Origin of the sequence: Idiomarina fontislapidosi, assembly GCF_003226255.1 — a bacterium.
Taxonomy (GTDB): Bacteria; Pseudomonadota; Gammaproteobacteria; order Enterobacterales; family Alteromonadaceae; genus Idiomarina; species Idiomarina fontislapidosi.
On record NZ_QJST01000010.1, the window covers coordinates 84,013 to 96,420 of the forward strand.

Annotated in this window: 13 protein-coding genes and 1 rRNA gene; 4 read left to right on the top strand and 10 right to left on the bottom strand. The window is 47.6% G+C overall.

All coding sequences use genetic code 11. The features are described 5' to 3' along the window. Nucleotides 1-45 precede the first annotated feature (45 nt). The 7 genes from uvrD to lptM all read right to left on the bottom strand — a co-directional run bounded on the left by uvrD (nt 46) and on the right by lptM (nt 6,829). The gene (uvrD, locus tag DFP83_RS10620) at nt 46-2,220 is read right to left on the bottom strand and encodes a DNA helicase II (protein WP_110575532.1); all 2,175 of its coding nucleotides are present in this window, start codon (nt 2,218-2,220) and stop codon (nt 46-48) included. Nucleotides 2,221-2,289: 69 nt separating this feature from the next. After that, entirely contained in the window at nt 2,290-2,997 is a 708-nt protein-coding gene (locus DFP83_RS10625; RefSeq protein WP_110575534.1) for an HAD-IA family hydrolase, read from the bottom strand. Then, nucleotides 2,994-3,902, bottom strand: a complete 909-nt coding sequence (locus DFP83_RS10630; protein WP_110575536.1) for a tyrosine recombinase XerC — start codon at nt 3,900-3,902, stop codon at nt 2,994-2,996. The genes DFP83_RS10625 and DFP83_RS10630 overlap by 4 nt, the downstream gene beginning before the upstream one ends. Then, nucleotides 3,889-4,584, bottom strand: coding sequence for a DUF484 family protein (locus tag DFP83_RS10635; RefSeq protein WP_110575538.1), 696 nt, complete (start codon nt 4,582-4,584; stop codon nt 3,889-3,891). Before DFP83_RS10635 ends, DFP83_RS10630 begins: the two co-directional genes overlap by 14 nt. Then, nucleotides 4,581-5,408 carry a diaminopimelate epimerase gene (gene dapF, locus DFP83_RS10640; protein WP_110575539.1) on the bottom strand — a complete coding sequence of 276 codons (828 nt, stop codon included), beginning with the start codon at nt 5,406-5,408 and terminating at the stop codon, nt 4,581-4,583. Before dapF ends, DFP83_RS10635 begins: the two co-directional genes overlap by 4 nt. Nucleotides 5,409-5,412: 4 nt before the next feature. Next, complete coding sequence (gene lysA, locus DFP83_RS10645; RefSeq protein ID WP_110575541.1) at nt 5,413-6,666, bottom strand: diaminopimelate decarboxylase; 1,254 nt, start codon at nt 6,664-6,666, stop codon at nt 5,413-5,415. Then, nucleotides 6,647-6,829 carry an LPS translocon maturation chaperone LptM gene (gene lptM / locus DFP83_RS10650; protein ID WP_110575543.1) on the bottom strand — a complete coding sequence of 61 codons (183 nt, stop codon included), beginning with the start codon at nt 6,827-6,829 and terminating at the stop codon, nt 6,647-6,649. Before lptM ends, lysA begins: the two co-directional genes overlap by 20 nt. Nucleotides 6,830-6,918: 89 nt before the next feature. Between lptM and hemC the strand changes: the two genes are divergently transcribed. The 4 genes from hemC to DFP83_RS10670 are packed head-to-tail and all read left to right on the top strand — an operon-like array spanning nt 6,919 to nt 10,882. Beyond that, nucleotides 6,919-7,851, top strand: coding sequence for a hydroxymethylbilane synthase (hemC, locus tag DFP83_RS10655; protein WP_110575545.1), 933 nt, complete (start codon nt 6,919-6,921; stop codon nt 7,849-7,851). Next, nucleotides 7,835-8,560, top strand: a complete 726-nt coding sequence (locus tag DFP83_RS10660; protein ID WP_110575547.1) for a uroporphyrinogen-III synthase — start codon at nt 7,835-7,837, stop codon at nt 8,558-8,560. Before hemC ends, DFP83_RS10660 begins: the two co-directional genes overlap by 17 nt. After that, nucleotides 8,553-9,710 carry a uroporphyrinogen-III C-methyltransferase gene (locus tag DFP83_RS10665; RefSeq protein WP_110575549.1) on the top strand — a complete coding sequence of 386 codons (1,158 nt, stop codon included), beginning with the start codon at nt 8,553-8,555 and terminating at the stop codon, nt 9,708-9,710. Before DFP83_RS10660 ends, DFP83_RS10665 begins: the two co-directional genes overlap by 8 nt. Then, on the top strand, nt 9,707-10,882 hold the full coding sequence (locus DFP83_RS10670; protein ID WP_110575551.1) for a heme biosynthesis HemY N-terminal domain-containing protein: 1,176 nt from the start codon (nt 9,707-9,709) through the stop codon (nt 10,880-10,882). Before DFP83_RS10665 ends, DFP83_RS10670 begins: the two co-directional genes overlap by 4 nt. A gap of 1 nt (nt 10,883) precedes the next feature. On the opposite strand, the gene DFP83_RS10675 is transcribed toward DFP83_RS10670, so the two are convergent. From DFP83_RS10675 to rrf, 3 genes are all read right to left on the bottom strand, one after another. Next, on the bottom strand, nt 10,884-11,465 hold the full coding sequence (locus DFP83_RS10675; protein ID WP_110575553.1) for a YceI family protein: 582 nt from the start codon (nt 11,463-11,465) through the stop codon (nt 10,884-10,886). A gap of 14 nt (nt 11,466-11,479) precedes the next feature. After that, entirely contained in the window at nt 11,480-12,016 is a 537-nt protein-coding gene (locus DFP83_RS10680) for a cytochrome b (protein WP_110575555.1), read from the bottom strand. Between the two features lie 309 nt (nt 12,017-12,325). Continuing rightward, a 5S ribosomal RNA gene (gene rrf / locus DFP83_RS13815) occupies nt 12,326-12,408 on the bottom strand; the annotation flags it as partial.

A 12,408-nucleotide genomic window follows, 5' to 3' on the forward strand; every position in this document is an offset into this window, starting at 1 on the left:
TAAGAGTGTATTATGACTTACGGCTAGATGACTCATGTCGATCAACTAATTTGTCGAAGCTTCCAGCTTGGCGTAGGCAACCACCAGCCATTTGGTGCCAACTTGGTCAAAATTAATTTGGATACGACTTTGTGGACCGGTGCCCTCATAGTTCAGCACCGTACCGTCACCAAACTTCGCATGGCGAACACGCTGACCCAATGAAAACCCGGTTTGCTCAAACGCTTCATGACTGGCACCCGTGTTAAAACGACCATAACTTGTCGGCTTTTGCACCTGAGTTTGCAGACGCACCTCATGCAATGCGTCCGCTGGCATTTCACTAATAAAGCGACTTACTTTGTGGAAGAAATCTTGCCCATAGATGCGACGTTGTTCGGCGTATGTGATAACCAGTTTTTGCATCGCCCGTGTCATTCCGACATAACACAGCCGACGCTCTTCCTCTAAGCGACCCGGTTCGTCCATTGACTGCTGAGAGGGAAATACACCTTCTTCGACCCCAGTCATAAAGACCATCGGAAACTCAAGACCTTTTGCGCTATGCAGCGTCATCAACTGCACCGCATCTTGGTATTCATCGGCTTGTTCTTCGCCTGCTTCTAGCGCCGCGTGCGCTAAAAATGCGTTTAATGGCGTGAGATCTTCCTCACTCTCATCTTGCGTAAAGTTTTCGCAGGCACTGACTAATTCTTTTAAGTTCTCAACCCGTGTTTCTGCTTTTTCACCCTTTTCCGCCTCGTACATGGCAAGTAATCCTGAACGCGAGATCACTTCATTACTCAAGCGGCCCAAGGTGAAGTCCTCAGTCTCATCATCAATCGTGTTGATAAGCTCAATAAAACTGGCAACAGCGTTACGCGCTCGACCCGCGAGTTGCTTTTCATCGACTAGTTGTGCAGCGGCTTGCCAAAGCGACTTTTTCTGCTCACGTGCCGTCTGGCGAATAATATCAAGTGTGCGATTACCGATTCCGCGCGTGGGTGTATTAATGACGCGTTCTATCGCTGCATCATCGTCGCGATTACTGACTAAGCGTAAGTACGCAAGCGCATCCTTAATTTCTTGTCGCTCGAAGAACCGTAATCCACCATAAATTCGGTAGGGTAAACGCGCATGCAAAAGTGCTTCCTCAAGCACCCGCGACTGGGCGTTACTGCGATACAATAAGGCAACATCTTGTAGGGCATTGCCTTGGTCACGCCATTCTTCAATACGGCCGACAATGTAGCGCGCCTCGTCCATTTCATTAAATGCAGCATACAAACTGATAGGTTCACCTTCGTTACCATCGGTCCAAAGGTCCTTACCAAGCCGCTCGGCGTTGTTGGCAATAACTGAGTTTGCTGCACGTAAAATGTTGCCTGTAGAGCGATAGTTTTGCTCAAGGCGAATCGTTATTGCGGCAGGATAATCATCTAAAAACTGCTGGATATTTTCCACGCGAGCACCGCGCCAGCCATATATTGACTGATCATCGTCGCCAACAATTGTGACGATATTGTCTTGACCTGACAACAAACGAATCCAGGCATATTGAATCGAGTTGGTATCTTGAAACTCGTCCACTAAAATGTGGCGAAACCGTTTCTGGTAGTGCTCGCGCACGGTTTTGTTATCACGTAATAGCTCATGTGCCCGCAGGAGCAGTTCAGCAAAATCCACTAAACCAGCACGGTCGCAACTTTCTTGGTAGGCTTCATAAATCTGCTTTAAGGTCTGCTCAGTAGGATCAAAGGTTTCAATATGTTGTGCTCTTAAGCCTTCATCCTTTTTGCCATTGATATACCATTGAGCTTGCTTCGCTGGCCAACGCTTCTCGTCTAAATTCATTGATTTAATCAAGCGTTTTACTAGGCGCTGCTGATCATCACTATCTAAAATCTGAAAGTTCTGCGGCAACCCCACATCCATGTAGTGAGCACGCAATAAACGGTGAGCCAAGCCATGGAAGGTACCAATCCACATATTTCTGACGGACGACCCTAGCAGTTGCTCAACACGTCCGCGCATCTCTGATGCCGCTTTATTGGTGAAGGTCACAGCAAGAATACTATAAGGCGAGTAGCGACGCTCTTGGATTAGCCAAGCGATCCGGTGCACGAGCACTCGCGTTTTTCCGCTACCGGCACCCGCCAACACCAACATAGGCCGATCATCTGCGCTTACGGCATTGGCTTGTTTCTCATTTAATCCGGAAATTAACGGGTGCGTGCTCATGCATGACTCCTTGGCAAACTGAATGAGGCTCAGTGTAATGATCCAATACTGTATAAGCAACCAGTTATCTTATAGGAGTAAGGCTCTCAGCTCCTGTAAATTATCGATGGTTACTGTCGGTAGCACACGCAACTGTTGTGGCTCACCCAAACCGCTGGTTAACCAAACACTTTGCATACCCGCACGGTGAGCGCCAAACACGTCTGATTGAGGTGAGTCACCGACATGCAGAATCGCATCAGCATGACAGTCCATTGCTCGCTGTACATGGTCAAACATATCTGTATTCGGTTTTCCCCGAAAATCTTCGGTCGGTTGTAGAGCTAACTTAAAATACTGACCAATACCAATGCGCTTTACATCGGCATTACCATTACTTACAGCTACAAGGCTATAACGCGCGGACAATTGCGCGAGCAAGTCGTGCACTTCTTCGCTAACACTAAAGTCGCTACGAAAGGCGAGGAACGCATCCATAATCTCATCGGTTACCGTTTCCGCATCATCGATCTCAAGCTCCCGAAACCCTTGTAGCAACGTGGCACGCCGCAGTGCCGTCATGTTGTCAGCTAAGGCATTATCACGCTGCATTAAGTCCAAGCGGCGCTGCCGCCAGTGCTCAATGTCCCACTCACGCGTCGCAGGTACACGTTCAGTGATGAGTGAGTGAGTTCGTTCTTCGGTGCGTCTAATAATCGGAACGTTGTCGTACAAAGTGTCATCTAAATCAAAACTAATGACTTTTGGCAGATGAAAGCGTCGATGGAAACGAATCATGAGGACTTCTTACCCTTGGTTGCGCGTGGATGAGCCGAATCGTAAACTTCCGCCAATCGTTTAAAGTCTAAGTGTGTATAGACTTGCGTAGTCGACAAGTTCGCGTGGCCGAGTAACTCTTGTACGGCTCTGAGGTCACCACTGGATTCCAACATATGCGAAGCAAACGAATGCCGTAGTTTATGCGGGTGTAAATTTCCCACAACGCCTTGTTGCTTGCCCCAGTAGTTTAAACGCTGCTGAACTGTCCGTTGGCTGATGCGTTGATTTCTTTGGCTAATAAACAATGCCACTTCAGGGCGAGCGCCAAGCCAGTTTGCACGTATCTTTAACCAGCGCTGAATGGCTTTGATGGCGACTTTTCCAACTGGGACTATTCGCGTTTTGCTGCCTTTACCCAGTACGCGAAGCTGGCCGTATCTAAGGTCGATACTATCCATATCCAAACTAACGAGTTCTGCGAGGCGCAAGCCACTGGAGTAGAGCAACTCCATCATCGCTGAATCGCGAATAGCAAGTTCGTCGTCCAGAGGAAGTTCTAATAAATGGGAGATGCTGTCAACATCGAGGTTTTTAGGTAACCTTTTAGGTATTTTAGGAGCTTTTAATCCACTCAATGGATCGTCGCTCAGGTGCTGGTAATCCAGCATGTAGTGAACGAATGTTCGCCACGCCGACAGCTTCAGGGCAATCGAACGTTCGCCTAACCCTTCGCGTCGCCAACCGACCAATAACCGCTCAAATAACGGACGAGTCAACTGGCTTGCTTGTTCAACGCCTTGCCGTTCAAGCTGTGCAAGATCAGCGCCCGTTAGACGCTGATAGTTCTTAATGGTTAACTCAGCTAATCCGCGCTCCCCTTCAAGCTGCTGTAACCACGTACTTTGAATCTCATGCAGCTTCATTATCAACTAACAGACGCGGTAACAGTGCGCTTAACAAGGCCTGTAATTGGTTAATTAACAGCGGGTCCATTGCTGGTTCAAAATGATCCGGTTGACCACTGCCGACCGCAAACATTCCCACTTCACCTTGATCCCCCAGCGACATCAGCGCCACAGAGTGTACGGTCTCATCTTGGAATAACAGTTTACGCTCTTGCTCGGTTAAGCGCCCGAGGTAGATCGGACTATCATCAAAGCGTTTACTTAATAATTGGCGGTGAGTGTCGGCAGCAAAAACCAATTGATCACTGATTTCAATGGGACTATCAAAAAGCTTAAGTGTAAGGGCAGATAATCCCAAATCTTCCTCAAATGTGACGCGCAAAGCATCAATGGCTTGCTGCAATGTCTGACTTTTTAAAAGCTGAACATAAAGTTCGCTATACGCTTTAAAGATCGCCTCATTACGACGGGCATTGATCATTAACTCGGTTATTTCTTCCTCGAGCTGATTGACACGTTCGCGCAGTTTTTGCTGCTGCCTTTCTACTAACGAAATGCTGCCTTTGCGCGCATGCGAGACCGTCAAACTGTTTAACAGGTCATCATGACGCTCAAAAAAGTCGGGGTTTTGTTCCAAATAGGCGCGGATGAGCGTGTCATCAATGACAGGCGCATCAAGCGCTTGATTGTTATCGTTCATATCACCATTTGTCCATCAAAAATAAGGGTTGCGGGGCCGGTCATTTTAACGGCCTGACCCTCTTGCCAACGGATCATCAAATCCCCGCCCGGCAAAGAAACTTTTACTTGGCGATCGAGCTTGTCCTGCTGCATACCAATAACCGCTGCCGCACAAGCACCACTGCCACACGCTTGCGTTTCACCAACACCGCGTTCAAACACTCTAAGCTTTACATGCTGACGCGAAACGATTTGCATAAACCCGACATTTACACTCTCGGGAAATCGTTCGTGCTTAGCGATCTTTTGCCCTAAGGACGCCACAGGCGCCGTATCCACATCGGCGGTTTCAATGACACAGTGCGGATTGCCAAGCCCCATCACGCCACATAGTACAGTCTCTTCTGCGACGCGTAATACATAGGTATGCTCAGGTTTTTGCGCTTTAAACGGAACACTTGCTGGCTCGAACATAGGCTCGCCCATCTCGACCGTCACTTGTCCATCTTTCTCAATATGTAACACCATAGTGCCGGCTTTGGTGCTGACCTTCAGGTGATTCTTATTGGATAACCCTTTGGCTTTAACAAACTTAGCAAAACAACGTGCACCATTACCACATTGCGCAACTTCACTGCCATCTGCGTTAAATATCCGATAATGAAAATCAAGGTCAGGATCATAAGGCGGTTCAACTAATAATAGTTGATCAAAGCCAATACCACGATGGCGATCAGCCCATTGCTTTATCTGTTCAGGGTTCACATAAAAGTTTTGTGTGACATTATCGATTACGACAAAGTCATTACCTAATCCGTGCATTTTTGAGAACTGCAGTAACATCGTTCTACTCCTCAGCGATAAGCCGCTCACCGCGGATCAGATCATCAAACGTTTCGCGTTCACGAATCAACCACACTTGGTCATCCTCGACCAATACTTCAGCTGGACGTACGCGTGTATTGTAGTTTGATGCCATGGTAAACCCATAGGCTCCCGCATGCTTAACTGCAATTAAGTCATCCGCTTGCACATTCAGGTGCCTTGCGTGCCCTAAGAAGCAACCTGTTTCGCAGACAGGACCAACAACATCCACTATCGCATCAGCAACGCCCGGACGTTCATGTACCGGCAAAATATCGTGCCATGCTTGATAGAGCGAGGGCCGCATTAGGTCGTTCATACCTGCATCAACAAGTACAAATTGCTTATCGTCGGATTGCTTCACGTACTCGACTTTACTGACTAGAATACCCGCATCACCAACAATCGCCCGCCCAGGCTCTAACATCAATGTGAGCTGCGGATAGTCACGCGCCAATTCAAGAACTCCCTCGAGGTAGCTCTGCACATCCAGCGTTTGTTCACCCTGATAATCAACACCAAATCCACCGCCTAAATCGAGATGTGATAGTTCAATCGCCTCATCTCGCAAGCGCTCTAACAAACTAAACATGCGCTGTGCTGCATCTAAAAACGGTGCATCGGTCATTATTTGCGAGCCAATATGGCAGTCGGCACCAAGTAACTCAATATGGTTAAGTGTGTGCGCACGGCGAAAAACGGCCATCGCATCGTCCATTGCGATGCCAAATTTATTTGCTTTTAGACCCGTCGAAATATAAGGGTGAGTTTTGGCATCGACATCAGGGTTAACTCGAAGCGATACCGGTGCTCGGGTTTTTAATGCCCGCGCCACTTGTTCAATGCGCTCGAGCTCAGCTGCTGACTCAACATTAAAACATCCAATACCTTGCTCTATCGCAAACCGAATTTCTGCTTCTGATTTTGCCACACCCGAGAAAACGACGTGTCCAGCTTTGCCGCCTGCAGCAAGCACTCGTTTCAGTTCGCCGGCAGACACAATATCAAACCACGCGCCTTGTTTTGCCAACAGCTGTAAAATCGCCAAATTGCTGTTGGCTTTGACTGCGTAGCACAACTTATGTTGGCTCGGCCAAAAAGCACGAAATTTCTCCCAGTTGGCAAGGATCTGACTCTTCGAATAAACATAAAGTGGCGTACCAAATCGCTCTGCTAACTCCGGCAGAGCGACGGATTCGATATGAAGTTGTGCTGCTTTATAACTTAACTGGCTCATTGGCATTACTTGGTTGTTGTGGTTGCTGGGGTTGTTGTTCGTTTTGCTCTGGCATTGGCACGGGTTCCAAAGGTCCTTTTTGACCACAGGCCGCTAGCGCACTTACACTAGACAAAATGACGCAGAGTTGAATCAATGGCTTGGTTACATTTCGCTTAAACATCGCTAAACTATATCTTTGTATTGAATATGCTCGTGGCGCCTATCATCGCACCACCAAAGCGAAATGTCATTAAGTAGTAAGGGGTAGACATGTCAAAGACGGTCAGAATTGCCACGCGGAAAAGTAAACTCGCGATGTGGCAAGCGGAACATATACAAGCTCGCTTAGCAGCCCTCTATCCGGAGCTCACTATCGAGCTTGTTCCGATGTCCACACGGGGCGATATTATCCTCGATACCCCCTTAGCAAAAATCGGTGGTAAAGGTCTCTTTGTTAAAGAGCTTGAGGCAGCCATGTTAGAAGGGCGAGCTGATCTTGCCGTGCATTCAATGAAAGACTTGCCCGTTGAGTTTCCACCAGGGTTAGAACTTCATACCATCTGCGAAAGTGAAGATCCGCGCGATGCGTTTGTCTCAAACCATTACAGCTCGTTGAATGAATTACCCAAGGGAGCCGTCGTCGGAACCTGCAGTTTACGACGTCGTTGCCAAGTAAAAGAGCGGTTTCCGCACCTTGAGATTAAAGACCTACGCGGTAACGTGCAAACGCGTTTGCGCAAGCTCGACGACGGTGAGTTTGATGCGATTATTCTCGCGGCTTCTGGGCTTATCCGACTCGAGCTCGGAGAGCGTATTACTTCGTTTATTCCGGTTGAAGATTCTCTACCCGCAAACGGTCAGGGCGTATTAGGTATTGAAGTACGCAGTGATGATGAACATATCAAAGCGCTACTTGAGCCGCTTCAATGTTCCACCACACGCTACCGCGTTTTAGCTGAACGAGCGATGAATAGACGTTTACAGGGTGGTTGTCAGGTGCCAATTGGTGCCTTTGCGATCGTCGAGGGTGAACATCTTTACTTACGCGGGTTAGTCGGCGATCCGGATGGTGTCGAGGTTATTCGCGAGCAAATAGAAGGGCCTGTGGAGCAAGCCGAAGCATTGGGTATCGAGTTGGCGGAAAAACTACTCGCTCGGGGTGCCGGCGAAATTTTGAAGGCGGTGTATGACCAGCACGACTAAGGCGCTGATTCTGCAACCCGATGACTCGAAACAGCGTATTACCGATGCGCTGTCACAATCCTCGATTGAGTTTATTCAACATAGCTTTATCGATATTGAACCCATTGCTGTTGAGCCCAAAACCTATGCTGATTATCACGGCGTTATTTGGATTAGCAAAAATGCGGTGAAATTTGCAAATCACTCTGGCTTATCGTTCTCACCTAACACGCCAATGTTTGCCGTCGGTCCATCAACCGCTCGTTTAGCAGCAAATACGTTCGGAGCATCAACCTGTTGCCCCACTTTTAAACACGACAGTGAGTCATTACTTTCGCTCGCTGAACTCAAAAGCGTTGATAAGCAGCAATGGTTAATTGTGAAAGGTGAAAAAGGGCGTGACTTAATTTTTGATACTTTGCGTGCTCGGGGTGCTAAAGTCGACAGTATTGACGTCTATCGACGAGTAAAACGCTCATTTAGTGACGAGCAACAAGTGACGCAGTGGATGAATACGGTTAATCTAATCGTAGTGACAAGCGCGGAACAGCTAGGGTACTTTTTATCGAGCTTACCACGCGAGGCTGGGAGCTGGTTATCACGCTGCCACTGGATAGTGCCAAGTGAGCGACTTCGAGACCTAATCCCCTTCGTAGCTGCTAACACCATTTCTGTCACGGGCAGCGCAACCGAGAGTAAGATGATTGAGGCGATAATAGAACATGGATAAAGATAATAAAAAAGATACACCTGAAACGTCAGCTACACTCGCTAACGAGGCTGAACAAAACAGTTCATCAGACGCTCAAGAATCGCCGAAAGCATCAAGTTCGCGCATAAAAGGCGTTTTTTATATCGTTGTTCTGATCGCTATCATTGTATTAGCGGCGTGGATTTATTTAAAACAGCCATACAAACAGTTGCCCTTTTGGCCGGAGCCAGAATCAGCATCGCAAGCCAGTGAGCCGACTATCGAATACGCGCGTCAATCTTCGTTGGCACAAACACAGCAGCGGCTTGAACAGTTACAGGCTGATTTACAGCAGGCTCAACGCCAAATCCAGCAAAATGCAGACGATAGTCAACAGAATCAGCTTCGTCAGCGCCTTCAGCAGCTTGAGGGAGAACTTAACCAACAGCAGCAAACGGTGCAGCAATTAGCCAGTCAGTTACCGCAACAGCAAGCACAGCGGATACGTGAGTGGCGGTTATTTGAAGTGAAGCAAACATTAGCCGCTGCGGCACGTTCAGCCGTATTTAATGCTGACACACAGACGGCGATTAGATTGCTTGATATAGCTAATCAGCAGTTAGCGGGTATCGAGTCATCGGGCGCTTTACAAATCCGTCAGGCGATTGAAGAAGACAAGCAAGCACTGCTCGACTATCAACAAAGCGACGCCACACAATGGGTGGTCGAGCTTGCAACGGCAAAACGTCAAGCTATCGCATTAGCCAATAAAACACCCACACGCAACTTATCGGTTGAACCAACACAAGCGAGCGAGCCTACCACTTGGCGCGAACATCTTGCCTATAATTGGCGCGCGTTTATGGACAACTTCTTCCGCGTGCAACGCTCAACTGAATCTGTCGAGCCCGTCTTAGCAAGAGAGACCCTTGTCTTAAAACAACAACAGTTGGACTTAATCCTAAGTGTTGCCGAAAACGCCGCTTTAAAAGGACAGGTTGAGCTAGCTAAGACCAAGCTGAGCGAAGCAACAGCCTTAATTAAAGAAATTAAGGCGGACGGTTCAAAGCAGCAACGGGTCATCAGAAAGCTTGAGGAATTAAATAGCAATATTAGACAAGCCGCTGAATTACCTGAAGTGTCATCACTGGCAATAGCCGCCAGTCAGCTTGGAGGACGTTTGCAATGAGATGGTGGGTTTACGTCCTTATCGTATTGATCGCTGGAGCCATTCTCGGTCCTATTTCAGCGGGTAATGCAGGCTATATACTCATTAACTTTGCCGGCTACAGCATAGAAAGTACGGTCATTGGGTTAATTGTGTTTTTGGTTTTAGCATTACTTGCATTAAGCATCGTAGTGAGTGCAATTGCCGCTTTACTGGGCAAGACTCGCGCGGGAAGCCAGTGGTTTTCGCGACGTAAAGCGAAGAAATTAAAGCAGCGCGAGAAGCGAGCGATCCTGGCGATGCTGAAACACGATTACACGTCTGCTTTGGTCGATCTCGAACTGTTATATAAACAGCAGCGCTCCGAGAATCTAGCGGCATTATTGGCATTCACGGCAAATAAAGCCGGAGAGCAGGGCAAGGCTAAATATTGGCTTGATACCGCAGGTAAAGAGTTCGAGTCCGCCAATGAGTTTTTGGCGACACAACACGCCATTCAGGGTCATAGTGACACTGAAGGACTGACAATTCAGCAAGTTGAGGCGCAACTGGATAGGGGTGAGTTCCCACCTCACTTATGGACAGAAGCGATAGCCCTTTATAAAAGCGAAAAGCGTTTAGATGAGTTACAGCCCCATTTAAATCAAATTAAAGAGCAATCGCAGTTATCCCAAGAGGCCTTTAATCAACTGGTTTTATCGGTCTATTTACAGCACTTTATTCGTGTTGCGCGTAATGATTCAAAAGCGCTTTTCAAGGATTGGAAGAGCCTTAGCAGAACGCAACGCAGCACACCGGCTATACGCTTAGCTTATGCTAAGGCACTTAATTACTATGGGCAGCATCAAGCGGGCACCAAAGTTGTCAAGAATGGCTTAGAGCGTGGCGAACTTAATCTGAATGACTGTGTTAACGAGCATGTGTTAGTAGGGACAGACCCGCTTATTATTGACTGGGTTCAGTCGCATTTAAAACGCAAACCTAATGACAGCGAATACATTCGTGCACTTGCGGTATTAGCGCTCGGTAATAAAGATTATTCACTTGCCCAGCGAGCGTTAAAAAAGCTCAGCGATCTGAATGCCTGTAATCAAGATGATTATGTTCGTATGGGAGACGCGTACGCCGCGTTGGGGGATAATAGGTTAGCGGCTAATGCTTATAAACAAGCATTAACCGCCAAATCTAACTAGCTTATTGACGCACACCTTCAATAGAAAGGTAGAGTTCAACCTCTTTTGCCTCTGGACCTAAGTTATAATCGATGTTGTAGTCGGCCAACGTAAGGTCGACTTCACCCTCGAATCCACGACGGAAGCCACCCCAAGGATCTTCACCTGCACCAACTTGTTCTACATCAATTGCAATTTCCTTGGTTACACCGTTAAGTGTGAAATTACCGTACAAGGTGCCTTCATTCGCATCGTCACTGTCTGGAACATAGCGCGTGCTTACGAAAGTCGCTTCCGCGTACTCACTGGTATTCAAGAAATCGTCACTGCGAAGGTGCTTATCGCGTTCCGCATGATTGGTATCAATGCTCGCGGTATCAATAGTTACCTCAACTGATGCATTGCTAGGATTGGCTTCGTCATAACTAAACTTACCTTCGAAGTCATTAAAACGTCCAAGTAGCCAGCTATAACCAAGGTGTTTGATTTTAAACTGAATGAACGCGTGTTGCCCTTCAGTATCAATAACATAGTCTTCTGCCACCGCTGGAGCGGCTAATACGCTGCCTACTATCGCCGATAGTGCTAACAGTTGTGTTTTCATAGTTTATATCCCTCTTACGGTTTAATCATTCGAACAAGTGTCGATCGTTTATCAATAAAGTGATGCTTTAGTGCCATAACGCTATGACCCAGCGCTAGGATCACTAAGGCGTAAGCTATGTACTCATGAATAATGCCGGCGAGTGTCGCTTGCTGCTCTAATTGGAACGGCAACGCAGGTACGTCAAACCAGTCAAAAAAGCTAATAGGCTTGCCTTCGCCCGTTGAGATCAGGTAACCGCTAAAAACAACCGCGAGTAAACTGAGATAAATAACGAAATGACCCAACTTGGCTGCTTTACGCTCGAATCGCGAGCCATCAAGTTCAGGTGCGCCTTTGATAAAGCGCCAAAGCACTCTGAAAAGGGTGACAAACAAGACAAACAAACCTAAGGACTTGTGCCACCAAGGTGCTGTTGTGTACCAATTAGAGTAATAGGTGAGGTCGACCATCCACCAACCGAGTGCGAACAGCCCAAATACAAGCAGGGCACTGACCCAGTGGATAATGATCATTAGCACATCATAACCTGCCGACCGTGTTCTGTTCATATGATCCTCACTATCTCGACGCTGTTTTGTTGCAACTCACGACCACATGCGCGACACATAAATTAAAGTTCAATCAATTTATAAATAATAGTATGGATATATAGAAATAAAAGCAGCGAATTTAGGATATAACGTTCGATTTATTCGTAGAGTGCGCCTTTGGCGCACGGGGCGGTGTGGATTGTCGCGCAGAATGCGCGACCTACGTGGCACGGTCGTTACCCCCATCGTAGCGTGCGCATTGTGCGCCCGTACGGCGAGCAGGCATAAAAAAACCCCAGCCAATCGGCTGGGGTTATTCTATTTGAAGTCTGGCGGTGTCCTACTCTCACATGGGGAGACCCCACACTACCATCGGCGCTGGTATGTTTCACTTCTGGGTTCGGAATGGA